The organism is Exiguobacterium sp. OS-77 (genome assembly GCF_000414195.2).
GTDB lineage: Bacteria > Bacillota > Bacilli > Exiguobacteriales > Exiguobacteriaceae > Exiguobacterium_A > Exiguobacterium_A indicum.
This window is the reverse complement of record NZ_DF239008.1, coordinates 2,589,186-2,607,765: the sequence shown is the minus strand read 5'-3', so window position 1 is coordinate 2,607,765 and position 18,580 is coordinate 2,589,186. Positions and strand designations below refer to the sequence as shown.

Here is an 18,580-nt window from a genome sequence, read left to right as displayed (position 1 = left end):
TTTTTTTTTTTTTTTTTTTTTTTTTTTTTTTTTTTTTTTTTTAGGGGTTTTTCTGGATAATCACAGAGTTCCGTAATGACGCCGTGTGAATGACGAGGATTCATATAAATTAGTCGTCGTCCGAACGGCGTCGTTCGATACGTATCTTCTAAAAATGTTAAGCCTCGTTGTTTTGCTTCTTCAATCGCCTGATCTAAATTCTCTACACGATAAGCAATATGGTGGACACCTTTCCCGCGTTGTTTTAAAAAACGTGCGATTGGACTATCCGGACTTGTTGGCGTTAACAACTCGATGTGCGCATCATCGAACTCGATGACCGCAATATTGGAAGCGACACCTGGCGCAGGATTCGAGTACTCTTTTGTTAAGGTTCCTCCAAGTACGTTTGTATAAAATGAAATGGCTTCCTGCATGTCGCGAACGGCAATTCCAGTGTGGTCTAATTTCATATGATATCCTCCTTCTGTTCGCTTCAGTTTCCCAAAAACACTCCAAAGTTGCAACGATGAGTTACCTTCCAAATGTTTCTATTACATAGAAGAGGAAAGATTTATTTAAATTGAAATATCACTGAAATATTATGGAAGAGGAATGAATGCTATAATCAAAAACGTTCTTATAAAAAAGAAAAAAGATTACAGAATTTAAATTTAACTTAAATATTCTACGATAAATCATAAAACATACACTACAGAAAAAGAGGGAATACTACATGAAAAAAACGTTCGCGTCGCTCATCGTTTCCGCACTAGTTCTTTCATCAGCACCTCATTTTGCAGCAGCAGACGATTTAAGTGAACAGAAAGCCAAAAACGAACAACAGCAACAAGACAATGCTAAAAAGCAAAAAAACTTAGAGTCTTCTGTTAATCAAGAAGGTAAAAAAATACTCTAAAACACAGCAAGAAGTCAATCGACTAGACGAAGCGTTGAACGAAAAAATCTTTGCTGTCGAAACAAAAGATCGTCAAATCAAAGCAACAGAACGTGAAATCGTTGAGCTTGGAAAAGAAATCGAGAAATATAAAGCGAAACTAAAACGCCAAGAAAAACTACTCGGTGATCGTCTTCGTGTCATGCAAGAGAATGATGGAAACTCAATTAAATGGGAAGAAGTCATCTTTGGCGCTAAAAACGTTGGTGACCTCGTAAGCCGTGTCATGGCAGGGAAATCCATTTCAAAACAAGATGATAAAATGATCACGGATTACCAAAATACGCAAAAGCAATTAGCGGATGCGCAACAAAAAGTAAAAGAAAAGAAAGCGCAGTTGGTCGTTGAGAAAAAAGAATTAAAACGTCAACAAGCGGATCTTGAATCACAATTAAAAGAGCGGAACAAACGCTTAAAAGAACTACGTAAGAAAAAAGAAAAGTTCGAAACACAATTGATGGATGCAAAAGAAGTCCAGCAAATTTTGATCGCTCAAGAAAAAGCGATTGCAGCTGAAAAAGCAGCGCGTGAACGAGAAGCTCGAATCGAAAAAGAGCGTCAAGCTCAAGCGGCACGTGAAGCAAAAGCACGGGCAGAGGCTGAAGCAGCTCAAGCAGCAGCTCAGAAAGAAGCGGAACAACAAGCAGCTAAAGAAGCGGCAGCTCAGCAAGCAGCACAAGAGAAGGCAGCGCAGTCAGCAAAACCTTCTGGTTCGACTAAACAATCGGCACCAAAACCATCTACACCAGCACCAACTGCGCCAGCACCGTCAGCTCCTGCGACACCTAAACCGTCACCATCATCAGGCGGACTCTTCATTCATCCAACTGCTGGTGCTGTGACACAAGGGTATGGTTCTGCAGGCGGAGAAAACGGTTATACGTTCCATAACGGGATTGATTTCGGTGGTCCAGTTGGCACGCCAATCGTGGCAGCTGCAACTGGTACAGTCATTACAGCATCAGGTGGCGGACCTTACGGAAATCACATCATGATTGCTCACCAATTGAACGGGAAGACATATACGACAGTCTATGCACATATGAGTTCATTGAACGCTAGTGCAGGTCAACGCGTCAGCCAAGGTCAACAAATCGGTACACGTGGTAGCACAGGAAACTCAACAGGTCCACACTTGCACTTCGAAATTCACGTTGGTGGATACAGCTACAGTGCAACAGGTCCAGCTAACTCAGTAAATCCAATGACTATGTTTTAAACAGTTAAGAATCGTTGCATATGCAACGATTCTTTTTTTTATATTTGATAAGAAATATATATATTACAAAAAAACGTTTTCACTTGAAATGTAAATGAAATTTTTTTGAAACGATTAGGGTGCTATAATCTATTTCAGATATGAGAGAAACTTGAATACTATAATAAAAAATGAAAATACATAAGTGAGGAAAACGATATATGCTAAAAAAACTAATTTCTACCATTGTTTTAGGGGCATTACTTACAACAGGTACACAACCGATCGCGGCAGCAACGATTAAAGAAAAAAAGGCTGAAAATGCCGCTGAACAACGTAAATTAGAAAAAGAGATTAAAAAGCAAGAAGCTAAAATTTCAAAAGAACAACGTCAAATCAATCGAATCGACGCAGCGATTAACGAAAAGATTTTCCAAGTTTCCGAAAAAAATAAACAAATTAAACAGTTAAGCAATCGAATCGATGAGTTAAAGGCAGACATCGTTCGTTACGAGGAGATGCTACAGAAGCAGGAAGAACTACTCGGTGATCGTTTACGTGTTTTCCAAGAAAACGATGGAAACTCGATTAAGTGGGAAGAAGTCATTTTTGGATCAAAGGATTTAGGTGATTTATTCAGCCGTGTCATGGCGGGTAAAAAGATTGCTGAACAAGATGATAAAATGATTTCAGATTACATCGCGACACAACAAAAATTAGCAGAAGCAAAACAAGCACTTGTTGAGAAAAAAGCGGAGCAAATGCAAGAAAAGAAAGTATTGCTTGAACAAAAAAAAGCGTTAAAAGTTCAAATGAAAGAGCGTAGTGCTACACTCAAAAAATTACGAAAAGGGAAGACGAAGTTTACGACAGAACTGTTAGACGCAAAAGAACTGCAAGCGACTCTCGAAGCGCAAGAACGTGCGATTGCGGCAGCGAAGGCAGCGGCTAAAGCAGCGGCTGAAAAAGCAGCAGCAGAGAAAGCGGCAGCTGAAAAAGCGGCTAAAGCAAGTGCTCAAGCAGCAAAACAAGCCAATAAGAATACAGAATCAACAAGTTCAGATACAACACCAATCGCTTCAGGTGGTGGGAAATTTGTCCGACCATCTTCTGGTGGGGTATCACAAGGATTCGGACCAGCTAGTGGAGCAAACGGTTATACATTCCATAATGGCGTCGATTTCAAAGGTCCCGTCGGATCTCCGATCGTCGCAGCAGCAGCCGGAACCGTCATTACAGCATCAGGTGGTGGACCTTACGGAAACCACGTCATGATTTCACATTTCTTGGATGGAAAAGTCTATACGACGGTTTACGCTCATATGAGCTCATTATCTGTTCATGCAGGACAAACGGTCTCTCAAGGTCAGCAAGTCGGAACACTTGGTAGTACAGGGAATTCAACAGGACCACACTTACATTTCGAACTACATGTCGGAGGCTATCAATACAGTGCTTCTTCTCCTTTAAATGCAGTCAATCCATTGGCATATCTGTAATCAAAACGGGCTTCGGCTCGTTTTTTTTTCTTTCCTATGCTACAGTTAAGGCGAAACGAATACTTGAGCAACTAGGGGAGCTGGAGGAATCCGGCTGAGAGGAAAACCAATCTGTTTTCGACCCTATTACCTGAACTGGATAATACCAGCGTAGGAAAGTTGAGCCGAACGGATACCGGAATGCGTGTATAACGCTTTCGTATAGCGTCGACTGCTTTTTTACAGCGGTCGACGCTTTTTTGTCGGTCACGACTCCCTTATATTGCTCGATGGGAAGGTGAAAAGAATATGAAACATGTACTGACGATTGCGGGATCCGACTCCGGTGGTGGAGCTGGGATTCAAGCAGATTTAAAAACATTTTCAGCTTTAGGCGTTTATGGAATGAGCGTCCTGACAGCTGTCACGGCGCAAAATACGTTGGGTGTTCAAGCGGTGGAAGAGTTATCTCCAGAAATCGTAGATGCCCAGTTAACGTCGATTTTTTCAGACATTCGTGTCGATGCGATCAAAATCGGAATGGTCTCGAATGCGCAGACGATTCGTCTCATTGCTACACATCTCCGCAAACAGACAGTTCCGATCATATTAGATCCCGTCATGGTCGCTAAAGGGGGACATGCCTTATTACGGACGGAGGCTGAACAAGCATTGATTTCGGAGCTTTTACCGCTTGCGACACTCGTCACACCAAATTTACCGGAAGCGGAGCGTTTAACAGGACGATCGGTCACCAATCTAGATGAAATGCGACTGGCGATGCATCAATTAGCTACACAGACAGGGGCAGTATTACTAAAAGGTGGACATCTCTCAGGAGCTGCGACGGATTTGTTGTTTGATGGGGAAGTAGAACACCGCTTCACATCGGAACGGTTAGACAATCAACATACTCATGGAACTGGTTGTACCTTATCTGCGGCGATTGCGGCGCGGATGGCGCTTGGAGAAGATTTTACAGATAGTGTAAGACAAGCAAAGAGCTATGTCACGGAGGCGATTCGTCATGGATTTGCTCTCGGACAAGGTATTGGACCGACACATCATTTTCATTCACTTTGGAGGGATACACATGTTTACGACCATTCTTGAACACAAACCACTCATTCACCATCTGACGAACACGGTAACGATCAACGACTGCGCAAACGTCACACTCGCTGTTGGAGCATCACCCGTCATGGCGGAAGACATTCGCGAAGTAGAAGAGATGGTTAGACTCGCGCAAGCCCTTGTCTTAAACATTGGTACGATCGATGCAGACATGCAAGCAGCTCAACGACTTGCAGCCCGTGAAGCGGGACGTTTGAATGTCCCGATCGTTCTTGATCCAGTTGGAGCAGGGTCAACGACATTACGTACTGCCTTTTCTAAAGAACTCATTGATCTCGGGTGTACGGTCATCAAAGGAAATACTTCTGAAATCAAGACGTTACTTGGGGAAGACGGACGAACTAAGGGAGTCGATGCTGCGGGAGATGCAATGATGGATCGAGAAAGTATTCGTGCATTCGCTCGCAAACACAAATCTGTCCTCGTCGTGACAGGTCCGAACGACTATATCACGGATGGAACGCGCGAAATGGAATTACATGTAGGAACACCTCGTCTAGGAGACATCACGGGTACGGGCTGTATGACGGCTTCCTTGATTGCGAGCTTCCTCGGCGCAGGATATACGGCGTTTGAGGCGGCTGTTCACGGAACATTCGTCATGGGAAAAGCAGGAGAACAAGCAGTCTCTGCGCAAGGTCTTGGTGATTTTAAACGAGAATTGTTCAATGCGATCAGCCTCATGACGGAGCAAGAACTGGTGGAGGTGACAGAACGTGTCAATTGATTACTCCATCTATGCAGTGACGGATCGTCGGTACCATCCTGGCGTCGCGATCGAGACGGTCGTTGAGGAAGCTGTTTTAGGTGGTGCGACGATCGTGCAACTACGAGAAAAAACCGCACAAGGAAAGGAATTCTACGATCAGGCAGTTCGGTTGAAGAGACTGACGGATCGACACGACATTCCTTTGATCATCAATGACCGGATCGATATCGCGTTACTCGTCGGAGCTGGTTTGCATATCGGACAAGAAGACATTCCTTTAACCGCAGCACGTCGCCTTTTACCAGATGCTGTAATTGGTGTGTCGGTAGCCACTGTTGCACAAGCGATTGAAGCAGAACGAGACGGAGCCTCTTATTTAGGCGTGGGATCTCTATTTGCGACGTCATCCAAAGCGGACGCTGATTCCATGTCGCATACGATGCTTCAGGCGATTCGGGAAGCCGTACGATTACCTCTAATCGGTATTGGTGGAATCACAGCAACAAATGTCTCCACCCTTCCCATCCCGCTAGAAGGGTACGCCGTCATTTCAGAAATTTTCGCTAAAGAAGATCGGCAACTCGCTGCGCAGCAAATGACAGATGCTGTGCGAGAATGGCATCAATCACTTCAGAACAGGGTATAATCCGTTCAGAGGTGATTGTATTGAAATGGCAGACGATCCGTTTTCGCGGCTATTGGATTCGATATCGGTTAGAACCACAAATCATTCGAGTCGATAATCAGGGGATCTACCATCTAGGAAAAGTCTTATTTCCGCGTCCTAATCGTATATCTTATGAGATGGCCCTTTTATTGAAAGAAAAGTATGAAAGACGCTACAAACGTCCGTTGTATATTAAAACGAGCTCGATTGCGACGGAAATTTGGGGACATACTCATTTAGACATCTATTACCGGGTACTTCTTCGTCTACCGATTCCGACTCGGCTACGACAGCGCTATTCGAACCGATTAGAGAGTACGAAAATCATTGATATCGGCGTACGCGCTGTCGATCAAAATCGAATCGTCTGGGATATCGGAGATTATGTTGGAGGATGGTTTGTATTTTGGCTCATTCGTAGGCGCATGCGCTAAACTTGCAATGTTCTGTTTTCCCATGGTGCAATATAGGTAAAAACGAGGTGACGGACATGGATATTCCCCGTTGTGAAACGATTGCGATTGACGAACAACGTGCGTCTGAAATCGGACAAGTCGTGGATACGATCCCAACACTTGAAATCGGAAAGCTATTTAAGATTCTTTCGGATGCGACACGACTGCGAATCGTTTATGCGTTGACGATTGAAGAAGAACTATGCGTTTGTGATGTCTCAGCCTCTGTCGACTGTTCGATTGCGACGGCGTCTCACCATCTTCGGTCTTTGTTGAAACAAGGACTCGTCAAGTTCCGAAAAGAAGGCAAAGTCGTCTATTATTCCCTGGATGATCATCATGTCTCATCGCTTGTGCATATGGCTATGGAACATGTGCATGAGGGAAAAAGCAGTACGTGAATGATTCTTTAGAATAACGAAAAGCGTAGCTATTGCTGCGCTTTTTTTGTTCATCTCGGATCGTTTTCCTAGGACAAGCATCGACCTCGTCCTGTCAATCAAGATGACGCCTCTATAATCTGAAGAAGCTGACTCGAAAAAAGAATAACTCATCTTTTCAGACCCTTTCCTCAGGCGAGACACAAGCTGGCTTTCTTGCTTCATTCCAGCAGAAAAGCGGGTCTTGTTCGTCTCTGATAGCGCAAAATCGCGCTTGTTCCTGTAGAAGTGGCGTGTGAAGCGTCATTCTTTTTGTTACGAGATAAGGGTGGCAGAATGATGATCTGCCACCCTTATCTTTGTAAAGACTGACTTTTGAGTCAGCTCCTTTTTGTTTATTCTTGTGCTGATTTCTCTGATATGGCAGGAACGAAGCGATGGAAGAAAAAAATCGTTGCACTAATCATCAAAAAGGACAGAATTGACAGGCCGAGGCACATCCATTTATATGTAGCAATTAACGCATCCGATTGTTGTAATTTTGCCTGAAGCGTTCGATATAAATCATCTTTTACACGTGATAAGTCTTCAAGGATCGTCTGAGTCGTTTGAGTCGATTGTCTGGCGAGACGTTTTGCTGCTGCTGGACTTTGGCGTTCATATACGACGAAAACCCGTTCGATTTCTGACTCCCAGACATTGTTGCGACGAAGAAGATCTTTAATTGTTCCTGGAGTAGTTGAAGATTGATTCAGACTATTACGTAAGTCATGAATTTTCGAAGTCGAAAAATAATATTGTTCAATATAACGATTATCTTCGTACAATAAGAGGCCGCGGACTGCGTTTGCTCGATCTCGATTATGTTCAACCAACTGATCGACTTGATTAATTAACGGTATATCATGATCCTTCATCTGCGCTGTCATCGCCGCAATTGTCCGATAACCAGATAAGGCATAAATGATTGGTATAGAGGCAAATAAACTGATCAAAAGAATCAGCAGAACACGCTGACGCCATAGTGAGTGCATGCAATCATTCCTTTAAATAAAAAGACATGTCATTAGCTTAACTACTATTACAAGAAAAGTGAAGCCTGTCTATTTTTTGAATAGGGATAGGAAAGTAAGAAGTCAGTATTCTGAATAAAAAAGCAGGAAAGCTAGTGCAATCCGAGAAGCTGTTTTATGTAGAAGAAAAAGCGCAGCTTGGCTGCGCTTGGTTAAAACGAATAGGAATGTTCCTTATAGTTTCCGAAAACCGTATGAATTTCTGAGAATGTAACGAATGCATTTGGCTCAACGGAAGAGACGATCTCTTGCAAACGGACGATTTCATTATTTTGAACGACGACATAGACCATTTTTTTCGTTCGGTTGGAATATCCTCCACGTGCATCGAGAATCGTGACACCACGACCGAGTTCTTTTGTAATGACTTCATTGATTTCATCTGCTTTCTCACAAATGATGATACATTGCTTAGAAGCAGAATAGAAACTGTAAACCGTCTGAAGGGCTTTGGCGCGAACGAAGCTCATGATGAGCGCGTACATAACGTGTTTTAAGTCAAACACCCACCAAACAAGGATGTAGATGACAAGATCTTGCATCAGAAATATGCGAGGAAGTGGCCAGTTATGAAAACGAGCGAAGAAAAATTTTCCAAGAATATCAAGCCCTCCAGTTGAAGCACCACCGAAGAAAATCAATGCCATCGCAAGTCCAGAGACTAGACCGGCAAAGATGGAGGCGACGAGCGGATCATTTAAAGATTCCGGAACAATTTGAGTCGGAATCCAGTCGATTAAAAAAGAGGAAGCAACGACGATGATGCCGGATAAGAACATGAACCGTTTACGCAGAAAACGAAAACCTAAAAGGAAGAGTGGGATGTTTAAAAGCAATTGCGTTAAACCGATTGGCGTGTGGAAGAGCTCTTGGATGATGAGTGTGATCCCCATGATACCGCCTGATCCGATATCATTTGGAGATAGTAGTAAACTGATGTAAAGGGAATAAAGCAATGTACCGATGATTAAAAAACTAATTTTTTCAACTCTCTTTTTCTGTGGGTGTGTTGTAGTCATGGCAATATGATGAGTGACCTCATGCTCCTCCTTCTGTGAGTATCTGCCTGCAAGAGTACGCCCATATGCATAAAATTTCAACCCTTCTTATGAAAAAAGATGAAAAAGGGTACGTTTTTTTAGGAAGGTGATGAAAATGAAAAAAACGTTCTTGCTTATTGGTTGTATTTGTTTAGTAATACTAATTGGTATTCGCATTTTTCAACCATCGGATGAAGAAAATCGAACGTCTATTTGGCATGATGGAGATCTCGTAGCGAGACAAGTGGGTGCTTCGATGATGAATACGGTAGCGGTTCGTCAATTAGCCGAACAACTTCCGTTCTCATCAGAATTAAAACAGGTAGATGTCGAAGGGGAATCGTTGCGGCTTGTTTATGAGGTTACAGGAAAAGAGCGACAAGCCTGGATTGGTACCGATACTGGAACACTACAAGTGAATCAGGATTTTTTGAAAGCTCGGTTATCTAAAGTGCTGATGCATCATACACTTGTTTTATTTTCAACGATTCCTGATTTGACCGATCTCGAAATTTACTACACGGATCCGTATTCAGGTGCAGATTTTACGATGGACCGGAAAACATTCGACGCCTACACTCCGACCGATATTGAACGAGCTACTTCCTCTTCTAGACGCTTTAATCGGGTTGTCATTGATGGTTATGTGCTCGATGCATCAAGGCGAAATACTTTCTTTGAACGCTTCGCATCACGACTACGAATTCAAACTAATTAGTTGTATAAAGCAAGAAAAGGCATTTTTCACAATCTCGACACAATGATATCGTTTACATCTCGTTCTTTTATAAAAACGATAAAACAGGTCTATTCAATACTTGAACATCTTTTAAGATGGAAGTATGATAATAAATGAACAAACATTGTGAAGTGTTGAACAAAAGAAAGAGAGGTTTCTACGATGAACGAGGTAGAAGCATTAGAAGGATTACGGAATAAAGCAATCAAGTCGACGCGCATGCTACAAATGCGTCCTCTCGAGTACTTAGTTCGTGCCATGCTAGCAGGGATTTTCATTGGATTTGCAATTATTTTTACCTTAAAAGCAATTAACGGTCTATATATGGCGGAGTCACCTGCTGCGACACTTGTTGGTGGACTGACCTTCGGAGTGGCACTCGTCCTGATCGTTTACGGTGGGGCAGAGCTGTTCACAGGAAATACGATGTATTTCACGACGGCGACGATGCGCGGCTATACGACGAAGATGGATACGATGAAGGTCTGGTTGATCTGTCTGATTGGAAATGGACTTGGAGGATTAGCATTTGCGCTACTCTTTTCTCAAACAGGAATCATCCAAGAGCTTGGTATGAACAACTGGTTATTTTCTGTCTCAGAAACGAAGATCCACCATACGACGTGGGAAATCTTCACACGAGCTATCTTCTGTAACTGGATGGTCTGTTTAGCGATTTTCATTCCAAAGAACATGAAGAATGAGTTGGCGCAGATCATGATGATGATGGTACTGGTCGCAGTCTTCTTCGCATCTGGATTTGATCACGTCATCGCCAATATGGCCTTGTTCTCCATTGCGTTAGTCGTACCACATCCGGATACGATCACATTTGCCGGAGCGATGCATAACCTGTTGCCAGCTTTAGCTGGAAACATCATTGGTGGAGCAGTCTTCATGGGAATGATCTATACGTGGCTGAATAAAGAAAAATTAGAAGTAGATGAATCACGTCAATCCACGACACCTGTTCATATTGCTTCGAAACAAAATGCATAATCAAAAAGCAGCTGTCGCGACAGCTGCTTTTTTCATTCATTCCATATGTTGAAAGCGATCGACGTCTGCAGCCAGTTCTTCGTAAATCGTCTCGACGATTTGTGCATCATCGAAGAGCCCGAGGACGTTATCGTCCGGTAAGGCGTCAACAGGAGACGTAAAGTACAGAACGGCCGTCAATAACAATTGTTCCTGCTCCGCATGCATTTCGAATTTTTTCTGATAGAGAGCACGAAGCATTTCAAGCAGTTGTTTTAATTGAAAATAAAGGACGAGTTCTGCCTCGCGTTCGATGTCCGAGCTTTCTGTAGACGCGATATCTTGCGTCAAGTGCGCAAGTCCGATTTCTGCTCGAACTAACAATTCTTGCTGTGCTTTTTCATCACCAACGAGGTCGAGTGCCTGTCGGTGAAAATACGTATAAGCCGATTTAAAATCGCCGGGTGTGAATTCCATGGTGATGCCTCCTTCTCTTCTCTTTCTAGTTTCGCCTTATTTCTTGCAAAATTGCAACTATTTCGTGAAAATAAAGATACAAGAAAGGGGATTACATAATGCCGACACAAGCAGAATTACAACAATACGCGTCTTTAGCCGTGCGTACGGGAATTAATCTACAACCAGGACAACAACTCGAGGTGCGTGCAGGAATCGAAAATTTGCCGCTCGTTCGTGAAATCACGCGTGTCGCCTACGAAGTAGGAGCTACGCAAGTATATGTACAATGGTCAGATGATGAGATGACGAAAATCCGTTATTTCGATGCACCGGAAGAGTCGTTTGATACGTTCCCGGATTGGTTAAAAGCACGTTACGACCAACTGGCAGAAGAAAAGACAGCGTTCTTATCGGTCGTCAGTGAAGATCCGGATTTATTGAATGGCGTGGACTCGAGCCGAATCGCACGTGCGAATAAAGCAGCCGGTGTCGCTCTTGCTAATTGGCGGAAGTTCGTCATGAGTGACAATGTCAGCTGGTGTGTCGTAGCAGCACCTTCTGAAAGCTGGGCGAAGAAAGTATTCCCTGATTCAGAGAATGCTGTTGAAGAGCTCTGGTCAGCTATTTTAAAGGCTACACGTGCCGATCAAGCGGATCCGGTCGCTGCATGGGCGGATCATGATCATAATCTGCGTTCAAAAGCAAAATTCCTGACAGAGAAGAAATACAAAACATTGCACTACACAGCTCCAGGAACAGAATTATCAATCGAATTACCAGAACGTCATGTTTGGTTAGGTGGCGGTGGTCCGAATGCAGATGGTGTTGATTTCATCGCGAATCTGCCGACAGAAGAAGTGTTCACGTTACCGAAAAAGACAGGAGTCAACGGACACGTCTCGAGCACAAAACCGCTTAGCTATAGTGGGAACTTGATTGATGAGTTCACACTCTGGTTCGAGAACGGAAAAATCGTTAAAGCGGAAGCGAAACAGGGTCAAGAAGCATTAGATGACTTGATTTCACTTGATGAAGGTGCACGTTATCTTGGAGAAGTTGCGCTCGTGCCACACCGTTCGCCGATTTCTGACTCGGGTATCCTATTCTATAATACATTGTTTGATGAAAATGCTTCATGCCACTTAGCGATTGGTCGTGCGTACTCGACGTGTCTCGAAAATGGTCCTAGCCTTTCAGCAGAAGAACTAGAAGCACAAGGCGCGAACGACTCGATGACGCATGTCGACTTCATGATTGGATCAGCGGATCTATCGATTGAAGGAGAACTTGCAGACGGAACGCGTGAATCAGTCATGCGTGACGGAAACTGGTCAATCTAAACGAACAAAAAGGTGAGTCCGAATACGGAGCTCACCTTTTCTTGTAAGATTCTTGTTATGCTTCTTCACCGATAATTTTCACTTCTGTCTCAAGTAAGATACCGAATTTTTCTTGAACCGTTTCTTGGACATGACGAATGAGCGCGATATAGTCGGATGCTGACGCATTCTCGACGTTGACGATGAAACCAGCGTGTTTCTTGGACACTTCAGCGCCACCGATGCGTGTTCCCTGTAAGTTGCTATCTTGAATCAGCTTCCCTGCAAAATAGCCTTCTGGACGTTTAAAGACGCTACCACAAGAAGGGTACTCGAGTGGTTGTTTCGTTTCTCGCTTATGCGTCAAATCATCCATGACTTCCTTGATTAGTGCTGGGTCACCCTCTGTTAAGGCAAATCGACCTTCGAGGATGATGTATTCTTTCTTCGAGAAGCAACTTGTCCGGTATCCCAGTTCGAGTTCATCATGCGAAATGTTCAACAGTTCTCCTTGTCGTGTCAATACAGTAGCGCTATGGAGGCAATCCTTGACTTCACCACCGTATGCTCCCGCATTCATGATCAATGCGCCACCAATCGTTCCTGGAATCCCACAAGCGAATTCAAGACCGCTGAGCTGATGCGCGTAAGCTACACGAGACGCTTCGATGATTGCTGCACCACTTTGAGCAACGAGTTCATGTCCTTCAACCGAGATATCGGTTAACTTCTCAAAGGAGAGGACAATGCCGCGGATGCCGCCGTCACGTACGACAAGATTCGATCCGTTTCCAAGCAACGTCAAGGGAATACCTTGTTCGTAAGCATATCGGACGACAAAAGCCGTTTCTTCATAAGAGGTTGGAATGATGAATAAATCCGCGATTCCTCCCATTTTTGTATACGTATGATATTTTAAAGGTTCATTGATTAGTACGGACTCTTTTGAAATGCCTTCATACAGTCCCGTCATTACTTGTTCAGTCATTATGGTCTCAGTCCTTTTCATGAATTCCTACCAGCGCTCATGCGCTCAAAATATATTTTAACATTAATCGTGCGGTCGTTGTTCAACATACTGTTCCCAAAATACCGACTTATGCCGGGAATTGCAAGCACTAGGGAGTGAATGTCATCGATTAGTAATGAAAAATGTCACAAGGAAAGCAGGGGCAGGAAGAGGAATGAAGCGAAAAGAACTCGGGAAAAGAGAAGTATAGAAGGAGGCGATGACGATGGAAAGTGAACGTTTATGGATGCGACCGTTTGAAGAAGAGGATTTCAGTTTTTATAAGTCACTTGTTCAAAATGAGCAAGTCATGCGTTATATCAATGGAGGCATTGCCTTGAGTGAAGATGAGGCACGAGAGTGGTTCGAACGGCAATTGGAGCGATACTCGGATGAGCGACAAACTGGTTTTTTACTGTTGTTCATAAAAGAAACGAATGAACCGATTGGCTTCGCCGGATTATTGATGCAGGAAGTCGATGGGAAAGAAGAGTTAGAGGTCGGTTATTGGCTCGAACCAAAGCACTGGAAAGTCGGTTATGGTCGTGAAGCAGCAAAACAATTAATGATGGAGGCGTTCAATCGAGGGCATGATCGAATCATCTCGATCATTCATCCCGATAATCATGCTTCGCAAAACGTCGCTCGTGCCAACGGACTGAACTGGGAAAAAGATACGGTGTTTAGAGGCATTCCTGTCACGATTTACGCTGGACAACTATCACGACTTTGTCGTAACTAAAGAGGAGAGTTTTTATGTACGAATTTAACTTCGCGTCTTTTCACTCCATGACACCTGATACCTTATATGCACTTTTGAAATTACGGACGGATATCTTCGTCGTCGAGCAGGAGTGCGCGTATCCGGAGCTAGATGATCAAGATCAACAAGCGACACACCTAATCGTCCGGAGTGAGAGTGGTCAAATCGTCGGATGTCTTCGGATGTACGATCACCCGACAAAAGGAGTCGCGATTGGACGGGTAGCTGTTCACCATGCTCACCGATCGGTTGGGTTAGCGAGACAAATGATGGAGAGAGCGATGGTGCATTTGCAGAAAGAAGCTGCGATCTACTTACAGGCACAAGCACACCTAGAAGGGTTTTACGGATCGTTTGGTTTCGAAACCGTATCCGACCCTTATTTAGAAGATGATATTCCACATGTGGACATGCAGTTTCACGCAAAGGATTCAAAAAAAGACTTCACGTCGACGATCGATGAACCGATGAATAAGTAGAATGAACTTTTTCGGAGGTGGATCAGTCATGAAGAAAGTGCTGGTCATTTTCGCTCTTAGTCTAATTGGTATCCTATCTTTAGGAGTCGGTATTTCGTATGCTCAATTGCAGGGGAACTATCGTGACTCTGAAAAAGAGTTGATGACGATTTTAGAGCGGCAACATGATTTATCAGCTTCCTCCTTTCTTGAAGTGAGCGCATCATTCTCTTTACGACATCGACAAATCATACACGTTCGACTTCGGGGTGAACCTGCCATCACATATGAGTTCATTCAGCCAAAGGATGAAATCGAATACCTGGGGTCTGTCGGAACAAGTGTTGAAAAGACAGGAAAACAAGATGCCGTCTTTCGAAACGCTCATTTAAAAGTCGGTAAAAAATAAAAAATGGAGAATCTTCCTGAAACGACGGAAGATTCTCCATTTTTTGCTTTCAAGACGATAGGATATTGCGTACACTACGAAGAGATACTGGAATGAGGAGGTCGAGGGAATCATGTGGAAACCCTTTATAAAAAATCAATCAATTGCACCGGCGTTACAAGCCTTCCGGGAACTTGACATCGAAATGTTTCGGACACATGTTGCCCAACTGAACGATGCGGAACAACAGGCCTTACAATTCATTAAGCGGGCGCTAGAGCAGGATTCACCTGCTCATTTAAAAATAGCGCTTGAAATGAAACAACCACTCGTCGAAGTCGATCGTCTGTTCCAAACACTCGTCACGTGTCAAAATCGTCAGCAGTTACTCGAAATGCTGCTAGCATACGGTCTAGACGTCAATCAAGTCTATACACTTGAAGGGCATCGCTCGATCGTCCGCCAACCCCTTCACTTTCCGGTAGGTCTATATGCGGCGCGCCATTCCGAGTTGTGGGCACTTGTTGCTGAAAAGCTGGACTTTACTTATACGATGCATCTTCAACGCAGTGATCAATTCATGGAGACGCATGAATTGAATCTACTTGATCTCGTCTTATTGCTCGATATCGAAGAGGAGTTGACGGTTCGAGTGCTGGATCAGCTGTGCGAATGCAAGGCGACCGTTGGACTTGCAGAACGATTACAACGTCCCGCTTCACCATTGTTACTAAAGACGATTGAGGCGGATGCCTATCTAGCGACGTTTGTTTATGCTAAACATTATTTCCCGTTTTATGCGCTGATCGGACGACAAACCGTACTGTTCCAATCTTTATTGAACCGTGTGATGCAAGCGTCCATTGCTTCTGAAATGATTGAAGATGCCTTGCTTGCTTTTCATAATCACCAACCTGGACTTGCCTTGACATGGGGAGATGCCTATATCGAACAGTTGTACGAGATGGGGCTAGTGCTTCGTAAAACGGGTCATGTTGATTTTCGGGAAATGGATGCGGAGTATGTGTTACCTGAATACGATGAAGTGATTGAACGATTACGTGGTTAACGATTTATTTTGAACTTGAAACGTATGCCAATGAGAAAAAAGTTGGATATCGCAAAATGTACTTTTTTGGTATAGTCTCAACACATCTAAGTTTGTGGAATGAAAAATGGTTTCGAACGTCTTGATGTTTGCTTTACACAATTTGGCTTGAAAGGTATCTAGAATTCGCCGACCGTAACCTTGATATTTCAACTCGGGCAAACACGTGATTTCAAGGAGACGAATCGTACGACCATATTTTTGATAGAGCAGTGTACCGATCACTAATTGTTGGTCGTATATTAAATAAGGTGATGTGTTTGAATGGCTGAATTGTTCATAATGTTCTTGATGATATGGAAAAAGATGATCACATCCTTTTATAGAGTGATTTCGAAGAGTGAGGTATAATTCTTGATTACGGGCATGTATAGGTTGAAAGCGTAAAGATGATACACGGTCATTTGAAATTCCGATTAAGCGAAATTGTTCAGCAGAAAGTGTATATCCGAGTGTTTTCCAAACCGATGATAGCGCACCATCTTGAGGCGGAACGACCTGTACTTTAATTTGTTGGGCACCTTGACGAACAAGATACTCATGTAAGTGTTTCGCAAGAAGGTGAAATGCGGAGATATTTGAGTAGGCACCGTTCATCAGACAAGTCATTTCATTTGAAATACGATAACCAAGAGTCGCATAGACTAGATCATGTTTGAGATAAACGAATTGATGACCTTCAAGTAATTGAAAAAAAGGAATGTCGTGTGCCCATTGATTATGTTGTAATAGTTGGTGAACATGTCGTTTTTGATTCCGTGACAGTTGATTATAATGTACGATAGACAAAATCATAGTCCTCCTTTAATTATATGAAGTTTATTCACCTATTATTTTACAGTAAATTAAAGGTATTTATATATTGTTTTTGAAACGGAAAGTAGATGGATTATTTAAGAAAATGAGGTTAATTGATTATGAAATATCTTTGGGGCGTGATTGGATTAACACTCTTTTTACTTCTCGCTGATGCGACAGTAGGAGAAGCAAAGGATTATGACGAGCCTGATATCAGTATGTCTACGACATACGGCGATTATGGAGCACAAAGTCATATTATCGTCGATCGAAAAGAACCGATCTATGAAGGATTCGATTCACCGAACGACATGGCATTCCTATTTGCTTGTATTGCATTACTCGCAACAGTTGGACTTGGCATCGTCAATGCCTCCGATTGAAATGAATCTGACTAATAAAAGGCAAGTGACGACTCCATCGTCACTTGCCTTTTATTGTCTACTACGTGTGAATAAGAAGAATCTACTCTTAGAAATGAATTCGTTTTTTTCGACCAACGCGTGCCATTCGTTCGTGTTCTTGTTCGAGTCCAGCACGTTCGAGGAGATCGAGGTAATAGCGAAACGGAGTCGAGCGATGCGAAAAATATGGGATATATTCAGTGAAAAGCATCGTCTCCGCTCGATCTAACGCGCGTAGGGAAATGAGAGCATGTAGCTCTGCGAAACGAATTTCTTGATAGGTGGATAAAGCGTCTGCATCAATCCGAACATGCGACTGTAGTTTTTTAGCATGCGCATTCAAGCAATGGATATATGCTTCTTGATGTTCGGGTTTCTCGCAATGGGCAAGTACGGCAAGCAAAAGGTCACTGCGCTCGGTATCGACGTCCATCGGAACCTTCAACGCTGTATAGAGGGCGCGTTCCATCCACTCGACACCATGACTATCATTTTTATAATAGCCGACTAATTCTTGAAAAAAATCGACTTGCGAGACTTTCAATAATCGAAACGGATCATTACTTAAAAATAAAGGTTCTTCCCCGGCAGCCGACGAAAGAAGAAAGAAAAATTCCTCAAAGGCAATCCGGGTTCCGTTTTTACGATGAGCGTAATGGCGTAAATGCTTCAACAGGCGTTTTGCGGTGATATACCAATTCTTTTGTTCGCGAAGCGGTACGATCGGATTTGGCTCAAGGTACTGGAGATCGTATGCTAATTGAATAAACCGTTCCGTCTGAGCAATCGTCTGTTCGACGGTCGGTTGTTCCTGTTCTTTTTGCAAATCCTTATACTTCACGAACTGTGTCAACATGGCGTCGAACTCTTTCTCTTCGATGACTTGTCTCGGGAGTTGACGATAGATTTCGACGATGATATCGCGAAGGGTCGTATCGCCATATTGTTCTAGTAAGAGTCGCAGTTTCCGTATTCTCATGATCGCCCTCCTTCGCAAGAAAAGCACAGTACAACACTATTCAATTCCCGCTTTTTTCATAAACCGAACCTCTTCATTTGCGCTTTTTAGTCAGAGACGACTATCTT

23 protein-coding genes and 1 riboswitch are annotated in these 18,580 nt (G+C 43.3%); of the genes, 16 read left to right on the top strand and 7 right to left on the bottom strand.

Features of this window, described 5'->3' with window-relative positions; all coding sequences use genetic code 11:
* A partial coding sequence (gene mce, locus EXG77_RS13390; RefSeq protein WP_081637433.1) for a methylmalonyl-CoA epimerase occupies window positions 1-452 on the bottom strand: 452 nt, incomplete at its 3' end.
* A 263-nt stretch (window positions 453-715) separates the two neighbouring features.
* Here mce and EXG77_RS16575 point away from each other — a divergent pair.
* From EXG77_RS16575 to EXG77_RS13355, 8 genes are all read left to right on the top strand, one after another.
* Window positions 716-898, top strand: coding sequence for a hypothetical protein (locus EXG77_RS16575; RefSeq protein ID WP_238987956.1), 183 nt, complete (start codon window positions 716-718; stop codon window positions 896-898).
* A 34-nt stretch (window positions 899-932) separates the two neighbouring features.
* The gene (locus EXG77_RS16640; protein WP_304465956.1) at window positions 933-2,156 is read left to right on the top strand and encodes a M23 family metallopeptidase; all 1,224 of its coding nucleotides are present in this window, start codon (window positions 933-935) and stop codon (window positions 2,154-2,156) included.
* A 200-nt stretch (window positions 2,157-2,356) separates the two neighbouring features.
* Complete coding sequence (locus EXG77_RS13380; protein ID WP_035398852.1) at window positions 2,357-3,634, top strand: murein hydrolase activator EnvC; 1,278 nt, start codon at window positions 2,357-2,359, stop codon at window positions 3,632-3,634.
* A gap of 63 nt (window positions 3,635-3,697) precedes the next feature.
* A riboswitch (TPP riboswitch) is annotated at window positions 3,698-3,808 on the top strand.
* Window positions 3,809-3,922: 114 nt separating this feature from the next.
* Window positions 3,923-4,726, top strand: a complete 804-nt coding sequence (gene thiD / locus EXG77_RS13375; protein ID WP_035398850.1) for a bifunctional hydroxymethylpyrimidine kinase/phosphomethylpyrimidine kinase — start codon at window positions 3,923-3,925, stop codon at window positions 4,724-4,726.
* Window positions 4,707-5,474, top strand: coding sequence for a hydroxyethylthiazole kinase (gene thiM / locus EXG77_RS13370; protein WP_035398848.1), 768 nt, complete (start codon window positions 4,707-4,709; stop codon window positions 5,472-5,474). The genes thiD and thiM overlap by 20 nt, the downstream gene beginning before the upstream one ends.
* Window positions 5,464-6,102 carry a thiamine phosphate synthase gene (gene thiE / locus EXG77_RS13365; protein ID WP_035398847.1) on the top strand — a complete coding sequence of 213 codons (639 nt, stop codon included), beginning with the start codon at window positions 5,464-5,466 and terminating at the stop codon, window positions 6,100-6,102. The genes thiM and thiE overlap by 11 nt, the downstream gene beginning before the upstream one ends.
* A gap of 11 nt (window positions 6,103-6,113) precedes the next feature.
* Window positions 6,114-6,557: a hypothetical protein gene (locus EXG77_RS13360; RefSeq protein ID WP_238987955.1), complete on the top strand. Its 444-nt coding sequence runs from the start codon at window positions 6,114-6,116 to the stop codon at window positions 6,555-6,557.
* 56 nt (window positions 6,558-6,613) lie between these two features.
* Window positions 6,614-6,979 carry a metalloregulator ArsR/SmtB family transcription factor gene (locus EXG77_RS13355; protein ID WP_035398845.1) on the top strand — a complete coding sequence of 122 codons (366 nt, stop codon included), beginning with the start codon at window positions 6,614-6,616 and terminating at the stop codon, window positions 6,977-6,979.
* Window positions 6,980-7,353: 374 nt separating this feature from the next.
* Here the strand turns inward: EXG77_RS13355 and EXG77_RS13350 are convergent, their stop codons facing one another.
* Both EXG77_RS13350 and EXG77_RS13345 read right to left on the bottom strand, forming a co-directional pair.
* Window positions 7,354-7,992 carry a hypothetical protein gene (locus EXG77_RS13350; protein ID WP_035398843.1) on the bottom strand — a complete coding sequence of 213 codons (639 nt, stop codon included), beginning with the start codon at window positions 7,990-7,992 and terminating at the stop codon, window positions 7,354-7,356.
* 191 nt (window positions 7,993-8,183) lie between these two features.
* The gene (locus tag EXG77_RS13345) at window positions 8,184-9,050 is read right to left on the bottom strand and encodes a YitT family protein (RefSeq protein WP_023467195.1); all 867 of its coding nucleotides are present in this window, start codon (window positions 9,048-9,050) and stop codon (window positions 8,184-8,186) included.
* A gap of 136 nt (window positions 9,051-9,186) precedes the next feature.
* Here EXG77_RS13345 and EXG77_RS13340 point away from each other — a divergent pair, with 136 nt between their 5' ends.
* Together EXG77_RS13340 and EXG77_RS13335 are read left to right on the top strand one after the other, a co-directional pair.
* Window positions 9,187-9,789 (top strand): hypothetical protein, encoded by a 603-nt coding sequence (locus EXG77_RS13340; protein WP_035398841.1) that lies wholly within the window; start codon window positions 9,187-9,189, stop codon window positions 9,787-9,789.
* Window positions 9,790-9,972: 183 nt separating this feature from the next.
* The gene (locus tag EXG77_RS13335; RefSeq protein ID WP_035398839.1) at window positions 9,973-10,809 is read left to right on the top strand and encodes a formate/nitrite transporter family protein; all 837 of its coding nucleotides are present in this window, start codon (window positions 9,973-9,975) and stop codon (window positions 10,807-10,809) included.
* Between the two features lie 36 nt (window positions 10,810-10,845).
* On the opposite strand, the gene EXG77_RS13330 is transcribed toward EXG77_RS13335, so the two are convergent.
* Window positions 10,846-11,265, bottom strand: a complete 420-nt coding sequence (locus EXG77_RS13330) for a YkvA family protein (RefSeq protein ID WP_023467198.1) — start codon at window positions 11,263-11,265, stop codon at window positions 10,846-10,848.
* A 98-nt stretch (window positions 11,266-11,363) separates the two neighbouring features.
* Here EXG77_RS13330 and EXG77_RS13325 point away from each other — a divergent pair, with 98 nt between their 5' ends.
* Window positions 11,364-12,587: an aminopeptidase gene (locus tag EXG77_RS13325; protein WP_035398837.1), complete on the top strand. Its 1,224-nt coding sequence runs from the start codon at window positions 11,364-11,366 to the stop codon at window positions 12,585-12,587.
* Between the two features lie 55 nt (window positions 12,588-12,642).
* Here the strand turns inward: EXG77_RS13325 and murB are convergent, their stop codons facing one another.
* Window positions 12,643-13,554: a UDP-N-acetylmuramate dehydrogenase gene (murB, locus tag EXG77_RS13320; protein ID WP_035398835.1), complete on the bottom strand. Its 912-nt coding sequence runs from the start codon at window positions 13,552-13,554 to the stop codon at window positions 12,643-12,645.
* 247 nt (window positions 13,555-13,801) lie between these two features.
* Here murB and EXG77_RS13315 point away from each other — a divergent pair, with 247 nt between their 5' ends.
* The 4 genes from EXG77_RS13315 (at window position 13,802) to EXG77_RS13300 (ending at window position 16,253) form a co-directional block, all read left to right on the top strand.
* On the top strand, window positions 13,802-14,317 hold the full coding sequence (locus tag EXG77_RS13315) for a GNAT family N-acetyltransferase (RefSeq protein WP_035398833.1): 516 nt from the start codon (window positions 13,802-13,804) through the stop codon (window positions 14,315-14,317).
* A gap of 47 nt (window positions 14,318-14,364) precedes the next feature.
* Window positions 14,365-14,817, top strand: a complete 453-nt coding sequence (locus EXG77_RS13310) for a GNAT family N-acetyltransferase (RefSeq protein WP_238987954.1) — start codon at window positions 14,365-14,367, stop codon at window positions 14,815-14,817.
* A gap of 28 nt (window positions 14,818-14,845) precedes the next feature.
* Complete coding sequence (locus EXG77_RS13305) at window positions 14,846-15,205, top strand: hypothetical protein (protein ID WP_035398831.1); 360 nt, start codon at window positions 14,846-14,848, stop codon at window positions 15,203-15,205.
* Between the two features lie 112 nt (window positions 15,206-15,317).
* Window positions 15,318-16,253, top strand: coding sequence for a hypothetical protein (locus EXG77_RS13300; protein ID WP_035398829.1), 936 nt, complete (start codon window positions 15,318-15,320; stop codon window positions 16,251-16,253).
* On the opposite strand, the gene EXG77_RS13295 is transcribed toward EXG77_RS13300, so the two are convergent.
* Complete coding sequence (locus EXG77_RS13295; RefSeq protein WP_035398871.1) at window positions 16,242-17,081, bottom strand: GNAT family N-acetyltransferase; 840 nt, start codon at window positions 17,079-17,081, stop codon at window positions 16,242-16,244. The genes EXG77_RS13300 and EXG77_RS13295 overlap by 12 nt on opposite strands.
* A gap of 128 nt (window positions 17,082-17,209) precedes the next feature.
* On the opposite strand from EXG77_RS13295, the gene EXG77_RS13290 reads away from it, so the two are divergent.
* A complete protein-coding gene (locus tag EXG77_RS13290) occupies window positions 17,210-17,473 on the top strand; it encodes a hypothetical protein (protein WP_023467206.1) in 264 nt (87 codons plus the stop codon).
* An 88-nt stretch (window positions 17,474-17,561) separates the two neighbouring features.
* On the opposite strand, the gene EXG77_RS13285 is transcribed toward EXG77_RS13290, so the two are convergent.
* Window positions 17,562-18,473: a hypothetical protein gene (locus tag EXG77_RS13285; protein WP_035398827.1), complete on the bottom strand. Its 912-nt coding sequence runs from the start codon at window positions 18,471-18,473 to the stop codon at window positions 17,562-17,564.
* Window positions 18,474-18,580 lie beyond the last annotated feature (107 nt).

Coding starts and splice junctions, on each gene's coding strand:
- EXG77_RS16575 (WP_238987956.1), top strand. CDS start 716: ATGAAAAAAACGTTCGCGTCGCTCATCGTTTCCGCACTAGTTCTTTCA.
- EXG77_RS13380 (WP_035398852.1), top strand. CDS start 2,357: ATGCTAAAAAAACTAATTTCTACCATTGTTTTAGGGGCATTACTTACA.
- thiD (WP_035398850.1), top strand. CDS start 3,923: ATGAAACATGTACTGACGATTGCGGGATCCGACTCCGGTGGTGGAGCT.
- thiM (WP_035398848.1), top strand. CDS start 4,707: ATGTTTACGACCATTCTTGAACACAAACCACTCATTCACCATCTGACG.
- EXG77_RS13355 (WP_035398845.1), top strand. CDS start 6,614: ATGGATATTCCCCGTTGTGAAACGATTGCGATTGACGAACAACGTGCG.
- EXG77_RS13350 (WP_035398843.1), bottom strand. CDS start 7,992: ATGCACTCACTATGGCGTCAGCGTGTTCTGCTGATTCTTTTGATCAGT.
- EXG77_RS13345 (WP_023467195.1), bottom strand. CDS start 9,050: ATGACTACAACACACCCACAGAAAAAGAGAGTTGAAAAAATTAGTTTT.
- EXG77_RS13340 (WP_035398841.1), top strand. CDS start 9,187: ATGAAAAAAACGTTCTTGCTTATTGGTTGTATTTGTTTAGTAATACTA.
- EXG77_RS13335 (WP_035398839.1), top strand. CDS start 9,973: ATGAACGAGGTAGAAGCATTAGAAGGATTACGGAATAAAGCAATCAAG.
- EXG77_RS13330 (WP_023467198.1), bottom strand. CDS start 11,265: ATGGAATTCACACCCGGCGATTTTAAATCGGCTTATACGTATTTTCAC.
- EXG77_RS13325 (WP_035398837.1), top strand. CDS start 11,364: ATGCCGACACAAGCAGAATTACAACAATACGCGTCTTTAGCCGTGCGT.
- murB (WP_035398835.1), bottom strand. CDS start 13,554: ATGACTGAACAAGTAATGACGGGACTGTATGAAGGCATTTCAAAAGAG.
- EXG77_RS13315 (WP_035398833.1), top strand. CDS start 13,802: ATGGAAAGTGAACGTTTATGGATGCGACCGTTTGAAGAAGAGGATTTC.
- EXG77_RS13310 (WP_238987954.1), top strand. CDS start 14,365: ATGACACCTGATACCTTATATGCACTTTTGAAATTACGGACGGATATC.
- EXG77_RS13305 (WP_035398831.1), top strand. CDS start 14,846: ATGAAGAAAGTGCTGGTCATTTTCGCTCTTAGTCTAATTGGTATCCTA.
- EXG77_RS13300 (WP_035398829.1), top strand. CDS start 15,318: ATGTGGAAACCCTTTATAAAAAATCAATCAATTGCACCGGCGTTACAA.
- EXG77_RS13290 (WP_023467206.1), top strand. CDS start 17,210: ATGAAATATCTTTGGGGCGTGATTGGATTAACACTCTTTTTACTTCTC.
- EXG77_RS13285 (WP_035398827.1), bottom strand. CDS start 18,473: ATGAGAATACGGAAACTGCGACTCTTACTAGAACAATATGGCGATACG.